We start from the raw sequence: 22,158 nt of genomic DNA, 5'->3' as shown, positions 1-22,158 counted from the left end.
TAAAGCCCGGCCGTCGCCAAAACGCTCCGAAAGCCGCTGATGTCCGTCGACGAACCCACCGTGCGCCGCGTGGCGAAGCTCGCCCGTATCGCGGTCTCCGATGCGGAGGTCGCGAAGCTGCGCGGTGAGCTCGACGCCATCCTATCCTTCGTCGAGGAACTGTCCGGGCTTGACGTCGACGGCGTGGAGCCGATGACGAGCGTCATCCCGACCGCGCTGCGGCTCCGGGAGGACGTTGTCGACGATGGCGAGGACGCCGAGAAGGTGCTCTGCAACGCGCCTGCGCGCGAGGGCGACTTCTACGTCGTCCCGAAGGTCGTCGAATGATCGCGCGCCGTCGCCGAAGCCCCTCGTCCTCCGACATTCGAAGCCGTTCATGACAGACCTGCTTGATCTGACGTTCGCCGAGGCGCGCGCCGCGCTCGCCCGCAAGGATTTTTCCGCGGTCGAGCTGACGCAGGCCTATCTGGCGGCGCTGGAGCAGGCTCGGGCGCTCAACGCCTACGTGCTGGAGACGCCCGAGATCGCCCTGGCGCGGGCGGAGGAATCCGACCAGCGGCTGGCGAGGGGGGAAGCGGGCGCACTCGAGGGCCTGCCCCTCGGCGTCAAGGATCTGTTCTGTACGGAGGGCGTGCGGACGACTGCCTGCTCGCGCATCCTCGACGGGTTCGTCCCGCCGTATGAATCGCATGTCACGGAGCGCATGCGCCGCGCTGGTGCGGTCATGCTCGGCAAGCTCAACAATGACGAGTTCGCCATGGGCTCTTCGAACGAGACCTCCTGCTTCGGAACGCCGGTCAATCCGTGGCGCCGCAGGGGGTCGGAGGCGCCGCTGGTCGCGGGCGGCTCGTCCGGAGGCTCCGCCGCGGCGGTCGCGGCCCGGATCTGTCTCGGGGCGACCGCGACCGACACCGGCGGATCGATCCGGCAGCCGGCCGCCTTCACCGGGACAGTTGGCGTGAAGCCGACTTATGGACGGTGTTCGCGCTGGGGAATCGTGGCCTTCGCCTCGTCGCTCGATCAGGCTGGTCCGATCGCGCGCGACGTGCGCGACGCAGCGATCATGCTGGGCGCGATGGCGGGCTTCGACCGGCGCGATTCGACGTCGGTCGACCGTGAGGTCCCGGATTATGAGGCGGCGGTCGGCCGCTCCGTGAAGGGACTGCGCATCGGCATTCCGCGGGAGTATCGGGTCGACGGCATGCCGGCCGAGATCGAGGCGCTCTGGAGCAAGGGCGCGGAGCAGCTGAAGGCCGCCGGCGCCGAGATCGTCGAGATCTCGCTTCCGCACACGAAATATGCCCTGCCGGCCTACTACATCGTGGCCCCGGCGGAGGCGTCATCGAACCTCGCCCGCTATGACGGCGTGCGCTACGGCATGCGCGTTCCGGGCCGCGACGTCACGGAAATGTACGAGAACACCCGCGCGCAGGGTTTTGGCGCCGAGGTCCGGCGCCGCGTCATGATCGGCGCCTATGTGCTCTCCGCCGGCTATTATGACGCCTATTACGTCCGGGCTCAGAAGGTCCGCACCCTGATCAAGCGCGATTTCGAGACCGTCTTCGCGGATGGCGTCGACGCCATCCTGACGCCGGCCACCCCGTCGGCGGCGTTCGGAATTGGCGAGATGTCGAACGCCTCGCCTGTCGAGATGTACCTGAACGACGTCTTCACCGTGACGGTGAACATGGCCGGCCTTCCGGGGGTTTCGGTGCCGGCCGGGCTGTCCGCCGAGGGCCTTCCGCTGGCGCTTCAGCTCATCGGCCGGCCGTTCGACGAGGAGACCCTGTTCGCCACAGGCGCGGTGATCGAGGACGCCGCGGGCCGATTCTCCGCTGAGCGCTGGTGGTGAGCGCGCGGGAGCGTCCGACCTACGCCTCGATGTCCGAGGTGCGCGCGGCCATCGACGCCATCGACGAGGCGCTCATGCCGCTGATCGCGGCCCGCGCCCACTGCATCGCGGAAGCCGCGCGCCTCAAGGCAGATCCTGAAATCGCGCTGGTTCCCTGGCGGGTGGAGGAGGTCGCGGCGCATGTCCGCGAGCTCGCGCAACGTCACGACGTCGATCCCGATCTTGTCGAAAGGCTGTGGCGTGCGATGATGGCCGAGTTCATCTCCCATGAACGAAGGCTGATGGAGCAGACCGCGTCGCGGTAAGGGCTTCGAGCTCTGGACGGACCCGCTCCCTCGGCTCGGCCGATGGCGCCAATCGGCGTTGCACCAAGCATGAATTCGAACTCCCAGCCCGAGGAGATTGCCGAGAAGCTCGACGAGCTCGCGGCGTCGCCCGATCTCGCCGACGCTCTCGCGTCCGACCGATTCAAGCAGTTCCTCGACCATGTGCCGGTCGCGATCCTCGTCACCGAGATCCGGAAGGCGGACGAGGAGCAGATCGTCTACGCAAACCACGAGGCCGAGCTGATCCTCGGCGTGAGCCTCTCGGACATCGAGAACGCGGGCTGGTCTCAGCTCGACGATCGGCTCACATGCGACGGAAATCTCTCCTTCAGCGCTGCGGTGGTGGCGGACGAGCCGCCGAGTTGCTCTTTCCTCGCCACGCCGCCGGACGCTGCGCCGCTCCGCCACATCGAGTTCCAGGCCGCCCTCGTCACCGGTGAGGACGACCAGCCGCGCTTCCGGCTCGTCGCCTTGATCGACGTGACGGAGCGGGACGCACCGCAGCGGGAGGCGTTCGAGGCGCAGCTTCGCGACAAGGACGTGCTGCTGCGCGAGATTCAGCATCGCGTGAAGAACAACCTCCAGATCGTCACGGCGCTGATCCGTATGGAGGCCCGCAGGGCCGGATCCCAGATCGGCACTGGGCCGTTCGAGCGGCTCGCCGGGCGGATCGAGGCGCTCGGTCTGCTCTACCGGCAGCTGTCCTTCGACGACGCCGCGGGAGCCGTCGACTTGGGGTCGCTGCTGAGCGAGATCGCCGGATCGGTGATCCGCTCCCAGGGAACGGAAGGCGTCAGGCTCGAGCTCCATATCGAGCCCTGCTGGACGACCCTCGACGTCGCCATGCCGATCGGGCTGCTGGTCAATGAACTGCTGACGAACGCCATGAAATACGCCTTCGAGGGCCGCGGGGAGGGCGTCGTGACGGTGCGCTGCCTGAAGGAGGGCGAGAACGAGTGCGTCGTCTCGGTCACGGATGACGGCGTCGGCCTCCCGGAGGGAGAGATCTGGCCGCAGCCCGGCAAGCTCGGCGCGCTGATGGTGAGTTCTCTTGAGGCCAACACCCGGGCGAAGGTCGAGGTCGGATCGTCCGACGCAGGCGGCCTCGCCACCACGATCCGCCTATGGCTTGCGCCGCCGGCGCGGAACTCCAAGGCCTGAAGGCAGCCGGGCGTTGTGCTTCCCTGCGCCTTGGCGGTAGGAGTGGCGACGACATCCCTCGCCAAGGTTCGATCTGACGATGAACGCGCCGTCCCGCACGCCCGCCTCCTCGAAACTGATTTCCGGAGCGACCGGCGACTGGGAGCTGGTCATCGGGCTCGAGATCCACGCTCAGGTGACCTCGGAAGCCAAGCTTTTCTCCGGCTCGTCGACGGCTTTCGGCGCGCCGCCCAACAGCCATGTCAGCCTGGTCGACGCCGCGATGCCCGGCATGTTGCCTGTGCTGAACCACGAATGCGTGCGGCAGGCGATCCGGACCGGCCTCGGCGTGAAGGCCCGCATCAACCTGCAGTCGACCTTCGACCGGAAGAACTATTTCTACCCGGACCTGCCGCAGGGTTATCAGATCTCGCAGTACAAGAGCCCGATCGTGGGCGAGGGAGAGGTCGCGGTCGACCTGCCGGGCGGCGAGACCGTGATGGTCGGCATCGAGCGCATCCATCTCGAGCAGGACGCCGGCAAGTCGATCCACGACCAGGACCCGAGCTCCTCCTACGTCGATCTGAACCGCTCGGGCGTCGCCCTGATGGAGATCGTGTCGAAGCCAGACATGCGCTCATCGGAAGAGGCCAAAGCCTATGTGACCAAGCTGCGCACGATCCTGCGCTATATCGGGACCTGCGACGGCGACATGGAGAAGGGCAATCTTCGTGCGGATGTGAACGTGTCCGTGAGGAGGCCCGGGGAGCCGTTCGGCACGCGCTGCGAGATCAAGAACGTCAACTCGATCCGCTTCATTGGCCAGGCGATCGAGACCGAGGCGCGCCGCCAGATCGGCGTTCTGGAGGATGGCGGAGCGATCGATCAGGAAACCCGCCTGTTTGACCCCGTCCGCGGCGAGACGCGCGCCATGCGCTCCAAGGAGGAGGCGCACGACTACCGCTATTTCCCGGATCCCGACCTGCTGCCGCTCGTCGTCGAGCAGGCCGAGGTCGACGCGCTTGCGGCAAGCCTTCCGGAGCTGCCGGACGCCAAGAAGGCCCGGTTCGTCAGCGACTATGGCGTCACCCCCTACGACGCGATGGTGCTGACGCTCGAGCGCGACTCCGCGGACTTTTTCGAGGAAGTGGCTGAGGGGCGCGACGCAAAGCTCGCCGCCAACTGGGTGATCAACGAACTGTTCGGGCGGCTGAACAAGGAAGGCCGCTCAATCGCCGACAGCCCAGTGTCCGCGCGGCAGCTTGGCGGCCTGGTGGATCTCGTTTCGGAAGACGTGATCTCCGGCAAGATCGCCAAGGACCTGTTCGAGATCCTCTGGACGGAAGGCGGGGACCCGCGGGAGCTGGTGGACAGCCGCGGGCTGAAGCAGGTGACCGACACGGGAGCGATCGAGAAGGTCGTCGACGAGGTGATCGCCGCAAACCCCGAGAAGGTCGAGCAGGCGAGGGCGAAGCCGACCCTGATCGGCTGGTTCGTCGGACAGGTGATGAAGGCGTCGGGCGGCAAGGCGAACCCGCAGGCCGTCAACGCCATCCTGAAGTCGAAGCTCGGCATCTGAGCCAATCCGCAGAGCCATGGCCCTGGAAAGCGTCGCGACGATCTTCGACGGATTTGTGTGGGAACACGCAGTTCGTCTGCTCGCCGCGGTCGCGTGCGGGCTCATGCTCGGCTTCAATCGCGACCTGAAGGGCAAGCCGACCGGCATGCGGACGCTCGGGCTGGTCTCGCTCGGAGCCTGCCTCGTGTCCCTCGCGGCGCTCGAAGATCCAGGCCTGCGCAACGAGCCCGACGCCTTGAGCCGCGTCGTTCAGGGCGTGCTTCAGGGAATTCTCACGGGCGTTGGCTTTATCGGCGCCGGCGTCATCCTGAAAGACACGAGCGACCACCGGGTGCGCGGCCTGACGACCGCCGCGACCGTCTGGCTGACGGCCGCGCTCGGCATCGCCTGCGCGCTCGCCAAATGGCCCCTGATCATCATGGGGCTCGGCCTATCGCTGCTGGTGCTGCTGGTGCCGCACCATTTCGGCCGCAGGTTCGGGGCGCAATCCACCGAAGACGACGGCTGACGCCGCCAAGCCTCTGGCGGCTCAGTGCCCGTCGATGCGGTTCTGAGCGCCCTGCCAGGCGAGAAAGTTCTTGCGCGCCTCCTGCACGAAGGGGCTGCGGCGCACGGCCCACATGAAAAACCGGCCGATGCCGCGGCCAGGCTGGCGCATGGGGCGCTCGAACTGGACCAGCAGGATCACCCGGGTCTCGTCCGTCTCATTCCACACCTCGTGGAAATAGGTGTCGTCAAAGACCGCCGTCTTGCCTTCGCGCCAATAGACCATGTCGTCATGCACGGCCATTCGGCAGCTTTGCCAGTCCTTCGGGACGAGCAAACCCAGATGGCAGGTGATGAGGTTCTTGGTCACGCCCCGGTGTCGCGGGATGCGCGCGCCGGGCGTCAGAATCGAGAAGAAGGCGCTGTTCAGCCCCGGAACCTTGCTGACGAGCTTCGCCGTCTCCGGGCATTTCTCGCAATTCGTTTCGACGCGGTAGCCGTAGCCGAAAAGGAAGAACGACTTCCACTTACGGTCGCCGCCGAGCCGGCCATGATCGGGCGAGATGTCGGCGAGGATCGGGATATCCTCTGTCTGCAGCACGGAGAACGCCTCGCGGCGGATCGTTTCCCAGTTCCGCTCGAGCTCGGCCGTCCACGGAAAGGTCCCGTCCGGAAACACCGGGGGATTTCCGACCAGCGAGGATTTCGCGAGCTGCTCGTCGAGCCAGGGGCGCAGCTTTTTGCCCGTGCGATAGAGCCATCCCCGCTTCGGCTTCGACGGCTTCTTCAGTTCGGTGGCGACTTCGACCATGCGCGTGCTCTGCTGACGTCACCCTCGCGCTTTGGCAGCGGCGAGGGATCTATATTGCCGGCGGCAGTCTATTGCAGCGCACTCATCAGGTCACGTCCCGCCGTTGCAATGCAGGGCCTCCGCTGGCGCCGGTTCAGCTGATCTTCGCCGGCCCCGTCGCGACCGGACGCCCGCCTGCCCCCCATTCCGACCAGGAGCCGTCGTAGAGGCCGGCCGCGCGGGCGCCGACGCCTTCGAGCGCGAGCGCGAGTATCGCGGCGGTGACGCCGGAGCCGCAGGTCGTCACGACCGGCTGCCCAAGGTCCACCCCTGCGGCTCTAAAGGAGGCGCGGAGCTCGTCCTCGCCGCGCAGCCGTCCATCGGCTCCAATCACCTCCTGGACGGGCAGGTTGAGAGAGCCCGGAATGTGACCGGAGGCGAGGCCTGGCCGAGGCTCCGGGGCCTCGCCGCGAAAGCGCGCGGCGGACCTCGCGTCCAAAACCTGAGCGGATTTCGCCGCGATCGCTTCCGCGACTTCATCGGCGCTCTTCACCGCGGTTTGATCAAACCGCGCCTCGAACCGCTGGGGCTGCCGGCGCGAGGCGCCGGCCTCGACTGGCCGCCCCTCCGCCAGCCATTTGGGGAAGCCGCCGTCGAGCACGTAGACCTTTGCGGCTCCCATGACACGGAACGTCCACCAGACGCGGGCGGCCGCGAACAGCCCCGCGCCGTCATAAGCGACGACGGTGGAACCGGAGCCGATTCCGAGCGCTCCGACCGCCTCCGAGAAGACCTCTGGCGACGGCAGCATGTGGGGCAGGTCCGAGGAGACATCCGCAACGGCGTTGATGTCGAAGAACGTCGCGCCCGGTATGTGCCTTTCCCGGAATTCGGCGGCGCCGTCGCGCCCCGCGTCCGGCAGATACCAGGAGCCGTCCACCGGCACGATCTCCGGGTCGCCGAGGCGCTCCGCGAGCCAGTCCGTCGAAACGAGGTTCGGGTTCATTGCGTGACCTTCGCGAGGTCCACCGTTCCGGGGCGCTCCAGCCACGCCGGGACCGGCAGGTCCTTCGACCGCAGGAACTCCGGATTGAACAGTTTTGACTGATAGCGCGTGCCGTAGTCGCAGAGGATCGTCACGATGGTGTGGCCGGGGCCGAGTTCGCGCGCGAGCCGGATCGCGCCCGCGACGTTGACGCCCGACGAGCCGCCGAGGCAGAGGCCTTCATGCTCCAGCAGGTCGAAAACGATCTGCACCGACTCGGCGTCCGGGATCTGGTAGGCAAAGTCGACCGGCGCGCCCTCCAGGTTCGCGGTGATGCGTCCCTGTCCGATCCCTTCGGTGATCGAGGAGCCTTCGGCCTTCAGTTCGCCGCTGGTGTAGTAGCTGTAGAGCGCCGCTCCCGGCGGGTCGGCCAGAGCGATCTTGACGTTCGGGTCGCGTTCCTTGAGCGCCATTCCGGTCCCGGCGAGCGTGCCGCCGGTCCCGACCGCCGAAACGAAGCCGTCGACCTTTCCCTCGAGATCGTCCCAGATCTCGGGACCGGTCGCGTCGATATGCGCTTGTCGGTTCGCGACATTGTCGAACTGGTTCGCCCAGATCACCCCTGCAGGCTCGGTTTTCGCAAGCTCCGCAGCAAGTCGGCCAGAGAGCTTCACGTAGTTGTTCGGGTCCCTGTAGGGCACGGCCGGAACTTCCACGAGCTCGGCGCCGGCGAGCCGGAGCATCTGCTTCTTCTCGTCCGACTGGGTGTCGGGGATGACGATCACCGTGCGGTAGCCGAGCGCGTTCGCCACCAGCGCGAGGCCGATGCCGGTGTTGCCGGCGGTGCCTTCGACGATCACGCCGCCGGGCTGAAGCTCGCCCCTGGCGACGGCGTCCTGGATGATCCAGAGCGCGGCGCGGTCTTTGACGGATTGGCCTGGATTCATGAACTCGGCTTTGCCGAGGATCGTGCAGCCGGTCGCCTCCGAGGGGCCGACCAGCCGGATAAGCGGCGTGTTCCCGATGGCGTCGACAAGCCCGTTGCGGATGCGCATCACAAGGTTCGCTTGGCTGTTTGATCGGGAAGGGCGGGGCGCGCACGTTATGCGCAGGGGCGCGTCGTGAAAAGGTGGGTATGGCCCGACGGCTTGCTCTATTCTCGGATTCGCGTTCGGCGGAGCGGTGATCCGCCACCACCCATCGAGCGTAGCCGCAGCATGGGCGCATAAGAGACAACCGCTGGAAAAGGCGGTCACGGAAGCGTTTGGTGACCAAGCGGACCGAGCCTCAGCCAGCTTCTCCCCGACCGATCGACGCGTTGCTCGCAGGCTATGCGACGGGTTCGCTCGAGCCCCATCTGCATGCGCTGATCGAGTGCCATCTGATCCTCTCTGACGAGAACCGGGCCGTCGTCCGTGCGCTCGAGGAGGCCGCGGCCGCCGAGATGGAGGCCGCGCCCGCGCCGCCGCCGTCGCGGGCGGCCCGGGACCATGTGCTGGCCGCGATCTACACCGGCGGATGGTATGGGCGTCCCCGGCCGCCCAAGGTCGACCCGGACGTGCCGCAGCCTCTGGAGCGTCTGCTGCAGCGACCTTTGTCGGATCTGCCCTGGCGTTTCGCCGGCCCGGGCCTGGGCGAGCATCGACTCTATTCGGACGGTCGCGTCTCGGCCTCGCTGCTGCGCGCGAAGCCCGGATGCGAACTGCCGCAGCACGATCATCACGGCGTAGAGGCGACGCTCGTGCTGCGCGGCGCCTTTTCGGACGAGACCGGGCGGTATCGCCGCGGCGACGTCGCGGTGGCGGACCCCTCGCTGAGGCACCGTCCGGTCGCGGATCCCGCCGAAGGCTGCATCTGCTTCGTCGTGATGGACGGGCCGATCCGGCTGACGTCCATGATCGGCCGCCTTGCGCAGCGCCTGCTGGGGCGGTGAGCGGGGCCTCCCTCCCGCGACGTCAATCGTCCGGGGCGCTTACTCGACCGGATACCTGCGCCAGCGCTGCGAGCGCCCGCTTGCGGGCGGCGGCGTGGTCGACGATCGGCCTCGGGTAGTGGCGGCCGAGCTCCACGCCTGCGGCGCTGAGCGCCTCGGCCGGGGCCTCCCAGGGCGCGTGAATCCACTTGGTCGGGATCTCGCCGAGCTCTGGCAGGAACGTCCGGACGTAATCGCCCGAGGGATCGAACTTCCGGCCCTGCAGGACGGGGTTGAAGACGCGGAAGTAAGGAGCCGCGTCGGCCCCCGAGCCTGCGACCCACTGCCAGCTCACGGCGTTGTTCGCCGGATCCGCGTCAACCAGCGTGTCCCAGAACCATGCCTCGCCGATCCGCCAGTCGACGAGAAGGTCCTTGATCAGGAACGACGCCGTGATCATCCGCACGCGGTTGTGCATCCAGCCCGTGCGCCAAAGCTGGCGCATGCCGGCGTCGACGATCGGATAGCCGGTGAGGCCGCGCCGCCACGCCTTCAGTTCAGCGGCCTCGGGCTGGCGCCAAGGGAAATCGTCGAAGCGGGCCGCCGCGTTGCGGCGCGCCATGTCGGGGAAGGCGGCCAGCAGGTGATAGGCGAATTCGCGCCAGCCGAGCTCGCCGCGGAACTTCTCGACGTCGCGAGCCTGCGCGGAGCCCTCGGCCATCGCGGCTTCGCTGGCGTGCCAGAGCTGAACCGGGCTGATCTCGCCGAAGCGCAGATGCGGCGAGAGGCGGGATGTGCCGGATAGGTCCGGACGGTCGCGCGCCGCCGCATATCCGCGCAGCCCACCGTCCAGAAAGGCGTCGAGCGCCGCGCGGGCCCCGGCTTCGCCGGGCGTCCAGGATGCGCGCAGGCCGCGCGCCCAGTCCGGTCCGCCCCGTGGCTCCAGCCCAAGGTCGCCGAGTTCGTCGCCGGCTAACTGCGGACCGGCGACGACGTCTGCGCGCGAGGGCGCCGGCAGCGGGGCGCGGGGCGGGCCGCCGGCCCGCGCCGCCCGCCAGAACGCGGTATAGACCTTGAACGGGGCGCCAGATCCCGATCGCACCGCATCGGGCTCGTGCAGCAGGCGGCCGCCCAAGGTCTCGACGGCGACGCCGCTTTCCTCCAGAGCCCGCTGGAGATCGGCGTCGATGGTCGCTTCGGGCTCGCCATAGCGTCGCGACCACAGAACCCGAGTGGCCCCGCATTCGCGGACGGCGCGCTCGATGACGGCGCGCTCGGGCCCTTTTCGGACGGCGAACGGCAGGCCGGTCTTGGCGCATTCGCGCCCGTGCGCCTTCAGCGATTGGGCGAGCCACCAGCGCGAGGCGCCGCCTAACGGGCGGAAGCCGTCCGTCGTCTCGTCCAGCACAAAAAGCGCGGTGACCGGAACGCCGCTCGCCACCGCGGCCGTGAGCGCGGGATTGTCGGCGAGGCGGAGATCCTCTCGAAACCAGATCAGGGCGCAGGGCGAGCGGCTGCCGGGCGAGGTCATGCGGCTTCCGGAACAGGGCGGATGGAGCGCCTTACGCGATCGGAGGCGCGACGGATCAGGCGCTGACGCGGAACGAAACAGGGGGCCGACCTTGCGGTCGACCCCCTGTCGAAACTGGCTCCTCGGGCAGGATTCGAACCTGCGACAACTCGATTAACAGTCGAGGGCTCTACCGCTGAGCTACCGAGGAATCTGCGCGTGGTGGCGCGCAAGCGGCACGGCGCGCCCTATAGCAGACGCCGCGGCGCGGCGCCAAGCCCGCTTCGGCGCTATCCCGCTAGGATGGTCGTTCCGCCAGTCTCAAGCCGAGCCTGGCCGCTTGTTCCCGCTCGAAGGCGAGCAGGTCCAGAACGGGGCCGGAGGCGCGGCCGCCGAAGCGCGTCACCAGCGCGTGGGCCTGCCCGCGATGATGGGTCTGATGATTGAAGAAGTGCGCGAGCGCGGCCCCGAGCGGCTGCTCGATCACATCAGGGCTGCTGACGCGCAGATACCGGATGGTGACGAGCAGTTCGGCTGCGGCGAGGCTCTTCGCGAACCGGATGATCCTGTGATCCTCTGCGACGCGCGCTTCCGTGAGACGGGGCAGATCATCGAACAGGATCGCGTCCAGACGGTCGGGCGCGTCGCCCTCGGCCGTGAACCGCCGCATCCAGATCCGATCCGCCGCCAGCAGATGATTGAGGGTTCCGCAGAGGCTGCCGAAGAAGGCGCCTGCGTCGGCGTGGAACGCGTCCGGCGGAAGGGCGGCGACCGCTGCATAGAGGCGCTCGTTCGCCCATGCGTTGTAATGCGCGAACCTGACCCAGTGCTCTGTCGACATCGCCGGCCTCACTTCCTTCGGCCGGCAGAGTAGGCCCCTCGGGTGGCGTCGAAAACGCACGGGAGCGCGTCGCCAAAACAAATGCGGCGGCCTCATGGGCCGCCGCACCGCTTCAATCACCCGAAAACCGTCACTCCGCCGCCTGCTGCGGCGTCTCGGGCGTCACCGAAATCGCCGGTTCACGGCCGGCATGCTCCGCCCGCGCGCGACGGACGCCCGCCGCATAGTCGGGATGGACGCGCTCGAAATGCGCGAGCTGCCGCTCGGCGATCTCCTCCGGGACCCCGCTCATCGCCGCCGCGATGTTGGCGAACAGCCGGCTCTTCTGACCGTCGTCGAACAGGTTAAAGAGCGCAGTGACCTGGCTGTAGTCGTCATTGCCGTCGCGGTGGTTGAAGCGGTCGGCGTCGCCCGAAAGCCTCAGCGGCGGCTCCTTGGCGAATTTGTCCTCGGCCGGGCCGTTCACCGAGTTCGGCTCGTAATAGGCGTCCGGATTGCCGGTGCGGATGCCGCCATAGACGTTCATCTGCCCGTCCTTGTGGTAGTGATGCACCGGGCAGCGCGGCATGTTCACCGGGATCGACTCGTAATGCGTGCCGAGCCGGTAGCGGTGCGCGTCGGCGTAGGAGAACACCCGCGCCTGCAGCATCTTGTCGGGCGAGAAGCCGATGCCCGGCACGATGTTGGACGGCGAGAACGCCGCCTGCTCGATCTCCGCGAAGTAGTTTTCCGCGTTCCGGTTGAGCTCGAGCACGCCGACCTCGATCGGCGGGAACTCGCCATGCGGCCAGACCTTGGTCAGGTCGAAGGGATTGTAGGACGTCTGCTCGGCCTGTTCCTCCGTCATGATCTGGACCTGCATCGTCCAGCGCGGGAACTCGCCTTTTTCGATCCCGCCGAAAAGAGCCTCCTGGTAGCTCTCGCGGGTCTTGGCGATGACCTGGTCGGCCTCCTCGTTGGTGTAGTGCCTGTGGCCCTGCTGGGTCTTGAAGTGGAACTTGACGTAGTAGCGCTCGCCCTCGTCATTCCAGAACGAATAGGTGTGTGAGCCGTAGCCGTTCATGTGCATCGGCGAGACCGGCAGCCCGCGATCCGACATCAGGATGGTGACCTGGTGCAGACTCTCCGGCGAAAGCGACCAGAAGTCCCACATCGCGGTCGGCGAGCGCATGTTGGTCTTCGGGTGGCGCTTCTGGGTGTGGATGAAGTCCGGGAACTTGTACGGATCACGGACGAAGAACACCGGCGTGTTGTTGCCGACGAGGTCCCAGTTGCCTTCCTCGGTGTAGAACTTCAGCGCGAAGCCGCGGACGTCGCGCTCCGCGTCGGCCGCGCCGAGCTCGCCCGCGACGGTCGAGAAGCGCGCCAGCATCGGCGTCTCCGCGCCCGGCTGGAGGGCCTTCGCCTTGGTGTATTTCGAGATGTCGCCGGTGATCTTCAGGACGCCATAGGCGCCCCAACCCTTGGCGTGCACGACGCGCTCCGGAATGCGCTCGCGGTTCTGGTGGGCGAGCTTCTCGACGAGCTGGTAGTCCTGGATCAGCAGCGGTCCCCGGGGACCGGCGGTCCAGGAGTTCTGGTTGTCTGGAACCGGCGCGCCGGCCGTCGTGGTCAGGCGATGGGTCATCGGAAGCCTCCTTGGTCGGCGCCGCTCCTCGTTCCAGACGCTTCAGGGATGCGCAGGCGGGGCGGCGTCCGCAGGCGACTGTCGCCGGGCGGCGCCATAAGGGCAAATCAGTTGTTCCACTTCTAAGATAAGCCTATCTTATCGCCGATGATCTCGCTCCGGCAGCTGCGCTATTTCGATCAGCTCGCGCGTTGCCGGCACTTCGGCCGCGCGGCGGCGGCGTGCTCGGTCACGCAGCCGGCGCTTTCGATGCAGATTCGGGAGCTCGAGGCGGAGCTCGGGCGGGCGCTGATCGAGCGCGGCCGGGACGGCGTGAAACTCACCAAGACCGGCGAGGAAGTCGCCAGCCGGGCTGTCGCGATCCTCGCCGCGGTGGCGGACCTGGAGCGGCGCGCGCGAGGCGGCGGAGAGGAGCTGTACGGCGCGGTGAGCCTCGGCGTCATACCTTCTGTCGCGCCCTATCTGCTTCCCCGGTTGCTGCCCGCGATCCGTGATCGCCATCCGCAGGCGCAGCTCGCACTACGCGAGACCCAGACCGAGCCGCTGATGCGCGAACTGCTCGCAGGATCGCTCGACGCGATCCTCATCAGTCTTCCGGTCGATGCGAGCGAGGTCGAGATCCAGCCGCTGTTCGACGACGCCTTCCTGCTGGCCGTTCCGGCGACCAGCCCGCTCGCCCGGCGGCCTCTGGCGAGCGTCGATCTGCTCGATGACGCCGAGCTTTTGCTGCTCGAGGATGGGCACTGCTTCCGCGAGCAGGCCCTGACGGTCTGCCGCTCGATCGATCCTCGACGCTTGCGCAGCTTCGGCGCCACGAGCCTTTCGACGCTCATGCAGCTGGTGGCGAACGGGCAGGGCGTCACGCTGCTGCCGCAGATGTTCGTCGACGCCGAAGCCCGCGAGGATCCGCGGGTCCGCCTGCTGCGGTTCGGCGAGCCCGAGCCGAAGCGTGTTCTGGCGCTTGCCTACCGGACCACGTCGCCGATCAAAGCGGGCCTCCTTGCGCTGGCCGAGACGATCAGAACGGCGTGCGGCGAAGCCCCGGCGGCGGAAAAATCTTCCGCGGCCGTGGCTGGCGCGCTATAAGCCCGGCGCTTCCAAAATCCTTCCGCGTCACGCGCGCCTTGAACAAGGCCGCTGCGGCTCATCCAGAGAACAGGCGATCCATGGCTATCGAGCGCACCTTCTCCATCATCAAGCCCGATGCGACTCGCCGGAACATCACCGGCAAGGTGTTGACCCTGATCGAGGCCGCCGGCCTGCGGGTGATCGCGCAGAAGCGGCTCCACCTCACCAAGGAACAGGCCGAGGGATTTTACGCCGTCCACAAGGACCGGCCGTTCTTCGGCGAGCTCGTCACGTTCATGACCTCGGGTCCCGTGGTCGTGCAGGTGCTCGAGGGCGAGAACGCGATCGCAAAATATCGTGAAGTGATGGGCGCCACCAATCCGGCCAACGCCGCGCCGGGCACGATCCGCAAGGAGCTCGCCGAGTCGATCGAGGCCAACACGGTCCATGGCTCCGACGCTCCGGAGACCGCCCAGCAGGAGATCGCCTACTTCTTCCGGGACGAAGAGATCGTCGGCTGACGGTCCCTAGGGCCTCGCCTCTTTCTTGAAGCCAGCCCCGCCCCATTTGGGGCGAGGCGCGTCAGGACGCCGCAGCCTGGGCGTTGCGGCGCTCTGAGGCTCCTACGCATCGGCGGGAGAAGACGGAATGGAATTCACCTTCGCCTTCGACCAGCCGACCTTCTGGATCGCGCTGCTCCAGATCATCTGGATCGACCTGCTGCTGTCGGGCGACAACGCGGTCGTCATCGCGCTCGCTTGCCGCAAGCTGCCGGCTCATCAGCGGCGGAAGGGCATCCTGCTCGGCGCGGGCGCGGCGGTCGGCCTGCGCATCCTGTTCGCCTTCGGCGTGACCTTCCTGCTGACGGTCCCGTTCCTCAAGATCGGCGGCGGCATCCTGCTCTTCTGGATCGCGGTGAAGCTCGCCACCGACGAGCATGAGGCGCATGAGGACGTGCAGGCGGCGGCGAGCCTCTGGGGGGCGGTGCGCACCATCGCCATCGCCGACGCGGTGATGAGCCTCGACAATGTCGTGGCGATCGCGGCCGCGGCGCGGGGACACCCCGAACTCTTCATCTTCGGCCTGCTGCTGACGATCCCGCTGATCGTCGCCGGCTCGTCGCTTCTGACGACCCTGCTGACGCGCTTCCCGATCCTCGTCTGGTTCGGCGCGGCGCTGCTCGGCTGGATCGCCGGCGAGATGATCGTCGGGGACGTCAAGGCGTTGGCGTGGCTCAAGGCCTACGACCCGTCGTTCGTCATCCCCGATCCCGAAACGCCCGGGGTGATGACGACCGCGAAGCCGCTGCACTACGCGGCCGCGGTGATCGGCGCTGCGTTCGTCCTCGCCGTGTCCTACCTGATCAAGCGCCGCCGTCACCGCTCGGCGGAAGCGACGATCGAAAGCGCCTGAGCGCGACGTCGCCTCAGGGCCAGACGAGCGGCGCGGGCGGCGCGTCGTTCGTCGGCTCCACGACGACCTTGCCGTCGACGAGCCCTGCGCGGCCCGTCGCCCAGAGCGCGAGCGCGCGCGGGTAGAGCAGATGCTCGGCGGTGAGCACGCGCGCCGCGAGCGCGTGCTCGTCGTCGCCGCCGAGGACCGGCACAGCCGCCTGGGCGACGATCGGCCCCGCGTCCATCTCCTCTGTCACCAGATGCACCGTGCAGCCATGCAGGCGCACCCCCGCCTCGAGCGCACGCTTGTGCGTGTCGAGGCCCTTGAAGCTCGGCAACAGGGCAGGGTGGATATTGAGCATACGACCTTCCCAGCGCGCGATGAAGCCGCCGGTCAGAAGCCGCATGAAGCCCGCAAAGCAGAGGATTTCCGGGGAGAAGCCGGCGAGCGTCCGGTCCAGCTCGGCGTCGAACGCCTCGCGGGACGCGAAACCTTTGTGGTCGACCACGGCGGTCGGGATGCCGGCGCGCTCGGCGATCGCCAGGGCGCCGGCGTTCGGGCGGTTCGAGACGACCGCGACGATCTCGGCCGGGTAGTCCGGCTCCGCCGCAGCGTCGATCAGGGCCGCCATGTTGGATCCACGGCCTGACACCAGGATCGCGACGCGGGCGCGGCTCATGAGAGCGCGAGTCGTCCCTGAAAGCGGACCGGCTCGTCGGCCGCCGAGATCGGCACGATCTCGCCGACGGCCGTCACCGTCTCTCCCTCGCGGCGCAGCAGCTCCGCAATGGCGTCCGCCTCGTCGCGCGCGACCACCGCGACCATTCCGACGCCGCAGTTGAACGCGCGCAGCATCTCGGCCTCGGCGACGTCTCCGGCGGCGGCGAGCCAGCCGAACACCGGCGGCGGCGTGATCCGCGACAGGTCGATCTCGGCGCCGAGCCCGTCCGGGAGGACGCGGGGCAGATTGTCCGGCAGGCCGCCGCCGGTGATGTGCGCGAGCGCCTTGAGCCCCCCGGTCGCCTTCAGCGCAGCCAGAAGAGGTCGAACATAGATCTTGGTCGGGGCGAGCAGCGCGCCGCCGAGGCTCTGCAGCGGCGCGAACGGCGCAGGAGCATGCAGCGAAAGCCCCGACCGCGCGACAATCCGGCGAACCAGGGAAAAGCCGTTGGAGTGGACGCCCGAAGAGGCGAGCGCGAGCAATACGTCGCCTGCCGCCACGTCCCGCCGCGGCAGCAGCCGCCCGCGCTCCGCCGCCCCCACCGCGAAGCCCGCGAGATCGTAGTCGCCGTCGGCGTACATGCCCGGCATCTCGGCGGTCTCGCCTCCGACAAGCGCGCAGCCGGCCTCCATGCAGCCGGTGGCGATGCCCTTCACCACCTCGTAGGCGACGTCGCTCGAAAGTTTCCCGCAGGCGAAATAGTCGAGGAAGAACAGCGGCTCCGCGCCCTGCACGATGACGTCGTTGACCGACATCGCGACGAGGTCGATGCCGACGGTGTCGTGCACGCCTGTTTCGATCGCGATCTTGAGCTTGGTCCCGACGCCGTCATTGGCCGCAACCAGCACAGGGTCTGTGAAGCCCGCAGCCTTGAGGTCGAACAGGCCGCCGAACCCGCCGATCTCGGCGTCGGCGCCCTTTCGGCGCGTCGCGCGCACCAAGGCCTTGAGGCGTTCCACGAGAGCGTTGCCGGCCTCGATGTCGACGCCCGCCTGCGCGTAGGTGAGGCCGCCGTTCGTCGTCTTGTTCTCGGCCATTCCCGCCTCGATGCTGCGTCGTCCGCCCCATAGACCGATGGCGGCGCCCGTGCAACCGAGGCGGCCCGCCCCAGATGGCGCGAACGCGCCTCTGTATGAGATCCGATTGGCGAGACACCTGGAGCTGCGACGGGCGTGAACCTGCCGAACTGTCTGACGATCGGCCGGCTGCTGGCGGTCCCGCTCGTGGTGTGGCTGATCGTGACCGGCGAGCATCTCGGGGCCTTCATAGCCTTCGCGCTTGCGGGGTTGACCGATGCGCTCGACGGCGCGCTTGCGCGCGCGCTGGACCAGCGCACCCGGCTCGGCGCCTATCTGGACGCCGTCGCCGACAAGGGTCTGATCGCCGCGATCTATGTGACGCTCGCGCTCACGGGCGATATCCCGCCGGCCCTCGTCGTGGTGGTGGTGGTCCGCGACGCGTTGATCATCGGGGCTGTGCTGTTGACCCGGCTGAGGGGCAGACCGATCGCGATCGATCCCAGCAGGCTCAGCAAAGCCAACACGTTCGTTCAGATCGGCTTCGCGGCTCTCATGCTCGGCGCGCGCGGCTTCGGCTGGAACGCGCCGACGCTCGAGATCGCAGGGGCTTGGGTGGTGGGCGCCTTGACGCTCTGGTCGGCGGCCGCCTATCTCGCTACCTTCATACGCCACACCACGCTCGCCGGAGCCCGTCCGACGGATGAATAAGGGCGGCGGGACGACAGGAGGGCGGGCCCAATGAGCTTGCAGCGCCAGGCTCTGTTCTGGCTGGGCGCGCTCGTCGCGCTGGCTTTCTTCCTCTACCTCTTCTCCGGCATCCTGCTGCCCTTCGTGGCGGGCCTTGCGCTCGCTTACCTGCTCGATCCGCTGGCGGACAGGCTCGAAGCGGTCGGGCTGCCGCGCGTCGCCGCCACCATCGTGATCCTGCTTTCGGTGCTGCTCGTCTTGGTCGCGGCGGTCATCCTGATCGCGCCGCTGCTCGGCCAGCAGATCGTCGGGCTGATCCAGCGCCTGCCGGAGACCATCGCGCGCCTGCAGGAACTGCTCGCCACCCAGCGCCAGAGCTGGCTCGGCGGCGTGTTCAACCAGGGCCTCAGCCAGCTGCGGGACTCCCTCGGCACCATCGTCAGCCAAGCGGTGAACTGGATCACCGCTTTCCTCAGCTCGCTCTGGGCGAGCGGCGACGCGATCATGTCCGTCGTGAGCCTGCTGGTGGTGACGCCGGTGGTCGCCTTCTACATGCTGATCGACTGGGATCGCATGGTCGGCACCATCGACGCCTGGACGCCTCTGCGCCACAAGCAAACGGTGCGAACGCTCGCCCGGGAGATGGACGACAGCATCGCCGGCTTCGTGCGCGGCCAGGCGCTGGTGTGCCTGCTGCTCGGCACCTTCTACGGCATCGCGCTTTCGATCGTGGGGCTCAATTTCGGCCTCGTGATCGGACTTACGGCCGGGCTCATCGGCTTCATCCCTTATGTCGGGTCGCTCACCGGCCTGATCGTTTCGGTCACGGTCGCGGCCGTGCAGTTCTGGCCCGACTGGACGATGGTGCTGCTCGTTCTCGGCATCTTCCTCGTCGGGCAGTTCGTCGAAGGCAACATCCTGCAGCCGCGACTGGTCGGCGCCTCGGTGGGACTTCACCCGGTCTGGCTGATGTTCGCGCTCGTCGCCTTCGGCTATCTGTTCGGCTTCGTCGGACTGCTCGTCGCCGTCCCGGTCGCCGCGAGCCTCGGGGTGCTGATGAGGTTCGCCATCAGGCGCTATCTGGAAAGCCCGTTCTATACGGGAGAGCAGGGCCCTAGCATGCTGCCCGGCGGGCCGACGGGCGCCAGCCTGTTCGGTCAGCGGGGGCTACCCCAGGACCCGCGCCCGATCGCGGGCCCGCCGGAGCAAGGCTGAGACGCCGATGCCGCGTGAGGCGCCCCGCCAATATGCCCTCGAGCTGCCGCATGCGCGCCGCTTCGGTCCAGACGACTATCTGGTCTGCGAGGCGAACGCCGCCGCCCACGCGCTGGTCACCAACTGGCCGAACTGGCCCGACCGAATCCTCCTGCTGGTCGGCGAGGAGGGCGCGGGCAAGTCGCATCTTGCGGAGATCTGGCGCCTGACGGCTGACGCCGCGGCGGCGGCTGACGCGGCGGATGCGACGCGGCTGTTCATCGAGCGGCCGGGACGCGCCGTCCTGCTCGACGACGCGGATCGCGAGGGCGCTGACGAGGGCGCGCTGTTCCACCTCCTGAACACGGTCCGCGAGCGCGGAGGGGATCTGCTGTTGGCGGCGCGTTCTGCTCCAAACCTGCTTTGGCCGTCGCTGCCCGACCTCGCCTCGCGTCTGCGCGCTCTGCCTGTGGCGCGGCTCGATCCGCCGGACGACGCCATGGTCAAGGCGGTGCTGGTGAAGATGCTCGACGATCGCCAGCTTCGCGTGGAGGCTGAGGTCGTCGATTTCATCGCGCGGCGCTCCGATCGCTCGCTTGGAGCGGTGCGGCGCGTGGTGGCCGAGCTCGACCGGGAGTCGCTCGCCCGGAGGCGGGCGGTCGGCCGTGGACTGGCCGCCGACGTGCTGGCGCGGTCGCCGGCGGAAGAGGACTGAATGGACGTTGCAAAGCCGTCACATGAGCGTCGTAAAGAGACCGCCGGCAGGCGCCGCTCTCCGGCGGCGCGCAAGCGTTCCGCGAAAGATGACGGCATGGCCGAGAACGTCCTTCAAGTTCCGCCCCGCGCGGCTGTCGCCGAGGCTCAGCTCGAGGCGCCCGCGTCCTCGGAGCTTGAGTCGCCGAGCGGAGACCCTTCGCGCTTCGTCAATCGCGAGATCTCCTGGATCGGCTTCAATCGGCGCGTTCTCGAGGAAGCTTCAAACGCCCACCACCCGCTGCTCGAGCAGCTGCGCTTCCTGTCGATCTCGGCCAACAATCTCGATGAGTTTTTCATGGTTCGCGTCGCAGGCCTGCGCGGCCAGCTACGAACCGGCATGGTCGCGCTCTCGCCGGACGGCCTCACGCCCGCCGAACAGCTCGCCAAAATCGGCGAGGTCGTGTCGTCGCTCGCTCATGACCAGCAGATCCGCTGGCTCGAGCTCAGAGAGCAGCTTGCGAAGGCTGGAGTGGTCCTGGTCGAGGGGCCGCACCTGACGAAGTCGGAGCGGGTCTGGCTCGAGGATAGGTTCCTCCAGCACATCTTTCCGATCCTCACGCCGCTGGCGGTCGACCCGGCGCATCCCTTTCCGTTCATCCCGAATCTTGGCTTCACCATCGCGCTGCAGCTCGCGCGGCAGAGCGACGGCCGCGCGCTCAACGCCTTGATCCGCATGCCAAGCCGGATGGAGCGCTTCATTCGGCTGCCGGACGGCGAACTCGAGGGCGCGCGGTTCATCAGCCTCGAGCAGGTGATCGGCCTGTTCATCGGCCGTCTGTTTCCCGGCTATGCGGTCGCGGCCCAATCGGGCTTCAGAGTGATCCGCGACAGCGACCTCGAAGTCGAGGAAGAGGCGGAGGATCTTGTTCGGACGTTCGAGACCGCGCTGAAACGCCGCCGCCGCGGCTCGGTGATCCGGCTCGAGGTCGAGAACACCATGCCGCCTGAGCTGCGCGCCTTCATCGTGGCCGCGCTCGATGTTTCGGACGACGAGGTGTTCGTCGTCGATGGCGTCCTGGCGCTTGGCGACCTCTCGCAGATCATTGCGGTCGACCGCCCTGACCTGAAGTTCAAGCCTTACAATCCGCGGTTCCCGGAACGCGTGCGTGAGCACGCCGGCGACTGTTTCGCGGCCGTCAGGGAGAAGGACTTCATCGTCCATCACCCCTACGAATCCTTCGACGTCGTCGTCCAGTTCCTGAACCAGGCGGCGCGCGATCCTAACGTCGTCGCGATCAAGCAGACGCTCTACCGGACGTCGTCGGACAGCCCGATCGTCAGGGCTCTGGCGGAGGCGGCCGAAGCCGGCAAATCTGTCACCGCGCTGGTCGAACTGAAGGCGCGCTTTGACGAGGAGGCGAACATCCGCTGGTCGCGCGATCTCGAACGCGCGGGCGTCCAGGTCGTGTTCGGCTTCATCGAGCTGAAGACGCACTCCAAGCTGTCGATCGTCGTGCGCCGTGAAGGCGGCGCCCTGACCACCTACTGTCACGTCGGCACCGGGAACTATCATCCGGTGACGGCGAAGATCTACACGGACCTGTCGTTCTTTACCGCGGACCCCACGCTCAGCCGCGACGTGGGTCGGCTGTTCAACTTCATCACCGGCTACGCCGAGCCCGCCGAGCTCGAGCTGATGGCGGCGTCGCCCCACACGCTGCGCAAGCGCTTTCTCGCGCATGTCCGGGAGGAGATCTCACACGCCAAGGCGGATCGCCCCGCGGCGATCTGGGGCAAGTGCAACAGCCTGATCGACCCCGAGATCATCGACGCGCTCTACGACGCGAGCCAGGCGGGCGTGAAGATCGACTTCATCGTGCGCGGCATGTGCTCGCTGCGGCCGGGCGTGCCGGGGCTTTCGGAGAACATACGCGTCAAGTCGATCGTCGGGCGCTTCCTGGAGCACAGCCGCATCTACGCCTTCGGCGCCGGGCACGGGCTGCCGTCGCCGAAAGCGCATGTGTATATCTCGTCCGCCGACCTGATGCAGCGCAACCTCGACCGGCGCGTCGAGGTTATGGTCCCGATCCTCAACCCGACCGTTCATGAGCAGGTGCTCGACCAGATCATGGTGGCCAATCTGAAGGACAATCAGCAGAGCTGGACAGTCCTGCCCGACGGCACCTCCCGGCGCATCGCGCCCGCCGAAGGCGAGGAGCCGTTCAACGCCCATCAGTATTTCATGACCAATCCAAGCCTCTCCGGCCGCGGGAAGTCGGTCAAAACGAGTTCGCCCCGGCGGTTGGCCAAACGTGGATAAGGTTCTCAAG

The 22,158-nt window shown here is 67.8% G+C and carries 22 protein-coding genes and 1 tRNA gene; 14 read left to right on the top strand and 9 right to left on the bottom strand.

All coding sequences use genetic code 11. The features are described 5' to 3' along the window. The first annotated feature begins 39 nt into the window (after positions 1 to 39). The 6 genes from gatC to VM780_RS10910 all read left to right on the top strand — a co-directional run bounded on the left by gatC (position 40) and on the right by VM780_RS10910 (position 5,405). Positions 40 to 327, top strand: coding sequence for an Asp-tRNA(Asn)/Glu-tRNA(Gln) amidotransferase subunit GatC (gene gatC, locus VM780_RS10935; RefSeq protein WP_325447304.1), 288 nt, complete (start codon positions 40 to 42; stop codon positions 325 to 327). Positions 328 to 376: 49 nt separating this feature from the next. After that, a complete protein-coding gene (gene gatA, locus VM780_RS10930; RefSeq protein ID WP_325447303.1) occupies positions 377 to 1,852 on the top strand; it encodes an Asp-tRNA(Asn)/Glu-tRNA(Gln) amidotransferase subunit GatA in 1,476 nt (491 codons plus the stop codon). Beyond that, positions 1,849 to 2,157, top strand: a complete 309-nt coding sequence (locus VM780_RS10925) for a chorismate mutase (RefSeq protein WP_325447302.1) — start codon at positions 1,849 to 1,851, stop codon at positions 2,155 to 2,157. The genes gatA and VM780_RS10925 overlap by 4 nt, the downstream gene beginning before the upstream one ends. A 69-nt stretch (positions 2,158 to 2,226) precedes the next feature. Further along, positions 2,227 to 3,339 carry a sensor histidine kinase gene (locus tag VM780_RS10920; protein ID WP_325447301.1) on the top strand — a complete coding sequence of 371 codons (1,113 nt, stop codon included), beginning with the start codon at positions 2,227 to 2,229 and terminating at the stop codon, positions 3,337 to 3,339. 79 nt (positions 3,340 to 3,418) lie between these two features. After that, positions 3,419 to 4,897, top strand: a complete 1,479-nt coding sequence (gatB, locus tag VM780_RS10915) for an Asp-tRNA(Asn)/Glu-tRNA(Gln) amidotransferase subunit GatB (RefSeq protein ID WP_325447300.1) — start codon at positions 3,419 to 3,421, stop codon at positions 4,895 to 4,897. A gap of 16 nt (positions 4,898 to 4,913) precedes the next feature. Next, a complete protein-coding gene (locus VM780_RS10910; RefSeq protein WP_325447299.1) occupies positions 4,914 to 5,405 on the top strand; it encodes an MgtC/SapB family protein in 492 nt (163 codons plus the stop codon). 21 nt (positions 5,406 to 5,426) lie between these two features. On the opposite strand, the gene VM780_RS10905 is transcribed toward VM780_RS10910, so the two are convergent. From VM780_RS10905 to VM780_RS10895, 3 genes are all read right to left on the bottom strand, one after another. Beyond that, the gene (locus VM780_RS10905) at positions 5,427 to 6,194 is read right to left on the bottom strand and encodes an aspartyl/asparaginyl beta-hydroxylase domain-containing protein (RefSeq protein ID WP_325447298.1); all 768 of its coding nucleotides are present in this window, start codon (positions 6,192 to 6,194) and stop codon (positions 5,427 to 5,429) included. A 133-nt stretch (positions 6,195 to 6,327) separates the two neighbouring features. Continuing rightward, positions 6,328 to 7,179, bottom strand: a complete 852-nt coding sequence (gene sseA / locus VM780_RS10900) for a 3-mercaptopyruvate sulfurtransferase (RefSeq protein WP_325447297.1) — start codon at positions 7,177 to 7,179, stop codon at positions 6,328 to 6,330. Beyond that, positions 7,176 to 8,213, bottom strand: coding sequence for a cysteine synthase A (locus tag VM780_RS10895; RefSeq protein ID WP_325447296.1), 1,038 nt, complete (start codon positions 8,211 to 8,213; stop codon positions 7,176 to 7,178). Before VM780_RS10895 ends, sseA begins: the two co-directional genes overlap by 4 nt. Before the next feature lie 212 nt (positions 8,214 to 8,425). Here VM780_RS10895 and VM780_RS10890 point away from each other — a divergent pair, with 212 nt between their 5' ends. Beyond that, a complete protein-coding gene (locus VM780_RS10890; RefSeq protein WP_325447295.1) occupies positions 8,426 to 9,091 on the top strand; it encodes a ChrR family anti-sigma-E factor in 666 nt (221 codons plus the stop codon). Between the two features lie 22 nt (positions 9,092 to 9,113). Here VM780_RS10890 and VM780_RS10885 read toward each other — a convergent pair whose 3' ends face one another. The 4 genes from VM780_RS10885 to katA all read right to left on the bottom strand — a co-directional run bounded on the left by VM780_RS10885 (position 9,114) and on the right by katA (position 13,048). Further along, positions 9,114 to 10,601: a deoxyribodipyrimidine photo-lyase gene (locus VM780_RS10885; RefSeq protein ID WP_325447294.1), complete on the bottom strand. Its 1,488-nt coding sequence runs from the start codon at positions 10,599 to 10,601 to the stop codon at positions 9,114 to 9,116. A 115-nt stretch (positions 10,602 to 10,716) separates the two neighbouring features. Further along, positions 10,717 to 10,791, bottom strand: a tRNA-Asn gene (locus VM780_RS10880). Positions 10,792 to 10,878: 87 nt separating this feature from the next. Next, complete coding sequence (locus VM780_RS10875) at positions 10,879 to 11,421, bottom strand: DinB family protein (RefSeq protein WP_325447293.1); 543 nt, start codon at positions 11,419 to 11,421, stop codon at positions 10,879 to 10,881. A 130-nt stretch (positions 11,422 to 11,551) separates the two neighbouring features. Then, positions 11,552 to 13,048 carry a catalase KatA gene (gene katA, locus VM780_RS10870; RefSeq protein ID WP_325447292.1) on the bottom strand — a complete coding sequence of 499 codons (1,497 nt, stop codon included), beginning with the start codon at positions 13,046 to 13,048 and terminating at the stop codon, positions 11,552 to 11,554. 147 nt (positions 13,049 to 13,195) lie between these two features. Between katA and VM780_RS10865 the strand changes: the two genes are divergently transcribed. The 3 genes from VM780_RS10865 to VM780_RS10855 all read left to right on the top strand — a co-directional run bounded on the left by VM780_RS10865 (position 13,196) and on the right by VM780_RS10855 (position 15,529). Then, positions 13,196 to 14,134 (top strand): hydrogen peroxide-inducible genes activator, encoded by a 939-nt coding sequence (locus VM780_RS10865; RefSeq protein ID WP_325447291.1) that lies wholly within the window; start codon positions 13,196 to 13,198, stop codon positions 14,132 to 14,134. An 80-nt stretch (positions 14,135 to 14,214) separates the two neighbouring features. Beyond that, positions 14,215 to 14,637 carry a nucleoside-diphosphate kinase gene (gene ndk, locus VM780_RS10860; protein ID WP_325447290.1) on the top strand — a complete coding sequence of 141 codons (423 nt, stop codon included), beginning with the start codon at positions 14,215 to 14,217 and terminating at the stop codon, positions 14,635 to 14,637. Between the two features lie 127 nt (positions 14,638 to 14,764). Further along, positions 14,765 to 15,529, top strand: a complete 765-nt coding sequence (locus VM780_RS10855; protein ID WP_325447289.1) for a TerC family protein — start codon at positions 14,765 to 14,767, stop codon at positions 15,527 to 15,529. Positions 15,530 to 15,542: 13 nt separating this feature from the next. Here VM780_RS10855 and purN read toward each other — a convergent pair whose 3' ends face one another. After that, positions 15,543 to 16,190, bottom strand: a complete 648-nt coding sequence (gene purN, locus VM780_RS10850) for a phosphoribosylglycinamide formyltransferase (protein ID WP_325447288.1) — start codon at positions 16,188 to 16,190, stop codon at positions 15,543 to 15,545. After that, on the bottom strand, positions 16,187 to 17,269 hold the full coding sequence (gene purM, locus VM780_RS10845; protein WP_325447287.1) for a phosphoribosylformylglycinamidine cyclo-ligase: 1,083 nt from the start codon (positions 17,267 to 17,269) through the stop codon (positions 16,187 to 16,189). Before purM ends, purN begins: the two co-directional genes overlap by 4 nt. A 135-nt stretch (positions 17,270 to 17,404) precedes the next feature. On the opposite strand from purM, the gene VM780_RS10840 reads away from it, so the two are divergent. The 4 genes from VM780_RS10840 to VM780_RS10825 all read left to right on the top strand — a co-directional run bounded on the left by VM780_RS10840 (position 17,405) and on the right by VM780_RS10825 (position 22,148). Further along, positions 17,405 to 17,959 (top strand): CDP-alcohol phosphatidyltransferase family protein, encoded by a 555-nt coding sequence (locus tag VM780_RS10840; RefSeq protein ID WP_325447286.1) that lies wholly within the window; start codon positions 17,405 to 17,407, stop codon positions 17,957 to 17,959. Between the two features lie 30 nt (positions 17,960 to 17,989). After that, a complete protein-coding gene (locus VM780_RS10835) occupies positions 17,990 to 19,153 on the top strand; it encodes an AI-2E family transporter (protein ID WP_325447285.1) in 1,164 nt (387 codons plus the stop codon). 7 nt (positions 19,154 to 19,160) lie between these two features. Further along, positions 19,161 to 19,847: a DnaA ATPase domain-containing protein gene (locus VM780_RS10830; RefSeq protein ID WP_325447284.1), complete on the top strand. Its 687-nt coding sequence runs from the start codon at positions 19,161 to 19,163 to the stop codon at positions 19,845 to 19,847. A gap of 96 nt (positions 19,848 to 19,943) precedes the next feature. Then, entirely contained in the window at positions 19,944 to 22,148 is a 2,205-nt protein-coding gene (locus VM780_RS10825; RefSeq protein WP_325447283.1) for an RNA degradosome polyphosphate kinase, read from the top strand. The last annotated feature ends 10 nt before the right edge of the window (positions 22,149 to 22,158 follow it).

The sequence above is a fragment of the Hansschlegelia sp. genome (genome assembly GCF_035538955.1).
Taxonomy (GTDB): domain Bacteria; phylum Pseudomonadota; class Alphaproteobacteria; order Rhizobiales; family Methylopilaceae; genus Methylopila.
The sequence above is the reverse complement of the archived record's forward strand: the minus strand, read 5'-3'. Positions and strand labels throughout refer to the sequence as shown.

Coding starts and splice junctions, on each gene's coding strand:
- gatC (WP_325447304.1), top strand. CDS start 40: ATGTCCGTCGACGAACCCACCGTGCGCCGCGTGGCGAAGCTCGCCCGT.
- gatA (WP_325447303.1), top strand. CDS start 377: ATGACAGACCTGCTTGATCTGACGTTCGCCGAGGCGCGCGCCGCGCTC.
- VM780_RS10920 (WP_325447301.1), top strand. CDS start 2,227: ATGAATTCGAACTCCCAGCCCGAGGAGATTGCCGAGAAGCTCGACGAG.
- gatB (WP_325447300.1), top strand. CDS start 3,419: ATGAACGCGCCGTCCCGCACGCCCGCCTCCTCGAAACTGATTTCCGGA.
- VM780_RS10910 (WP_325447299.1), top strand. CDS start 4,914: ATGGCCCTGGAAAGCGTCGCGACGATCTTCGACGGATTTGTGTGGGAA.
- VM780_RS10905 (WP_325447298.1), bottom strand. CDS start 6,194: ATGGTCGAAGTCGCCACCGAACTGAAGAAGCCGTCGAAGCCGAAGCGG.
- sseA (WP_325447297.1), bottom strand. CDS start 7,179: ATGAACCCGAACCTCGTTTCGACGGACTGGCTCGCGGAGCGCCTCGGC.
- VM780_RS10895 (WP_325447296.1), bottom strand. CDS start 8,213: ATGCGCATCCGCAACGGGCTTGTCGACGCCATCGGGAACACGCCGCTT.
- VM780_RS10885 (WP_325447294.1), bottom strand. CDS start 10,601: ATGACCTCGCCCGGCAGCCGCTCGCCCTGCGCCCTGATCTGGTTTCGA.
- VM780_RS10875 (WP_325447293.1), bottom strand. CDS start 11,421: ATGTCGACAGAGCACTGGGTCAGGTTCGCGCATTACAACGCATGGGCG.
- katA (WP_325447292.1), bottom strand. CDS start 13,048: ATGACCCATCGCCTGACCACGACGGCCGGCGCGCCGGTTCCAGACAAC.
- VM780_RS10865 (WP_325447291.1), top strand. CDS start 13,196: ATGATCTCGCTCCGGCAGCTGCGCTATTTCGATCAGCTCGCGCGTTGC.
- ndk (WP_325447290.1), top strand. CDS start 14,215: ATGGCTATCGAGCGCACCTTCTCCATCATCAAGCCCGATGCGACTCGC.
- VM780_RS10855 (WP_325447289.1), top strand. CDS start 14,765: ATGGAATTCACCTTCGCCTTCGACCAGCCGACCTTCTGGATCGCGCTG.
- purN (WP_325447288.1), bottom strand. CDS start 16,190: ATGAGCCGCGCCCGCGTCGCGATCCTGGTGTCAGGCCGTGGATCCAAC.
- purM (WP_325447287.1), bottom strand. CDS start 17,269: ATGGCCGAGAACAAGACGACGAACGGCGGCCTCACCTACGCGCAGGCG.
- VM780_RS10835 (WP_325447285.1), top strand. CDS start 17,990: ATGAGCTTGCAGCGCCAGGCTCTGTTCTGGCTGGGCGCGCTCGTCGCG.
- VM780_RS10830 (WP_325447284.1), top strand. CDS start 19,161: ATGCCGCGTGAGGCGCCCCGCCAATATGCCCTCGAGCTGCCGCATGCG.
- VM780_RS10825 (WP_325447283.1), top strand. CDS start 19,944: ATGGCCGAGAACGTCCTTCAAGTTCCGCCCCGCGCGGCTGTCGCCGAG.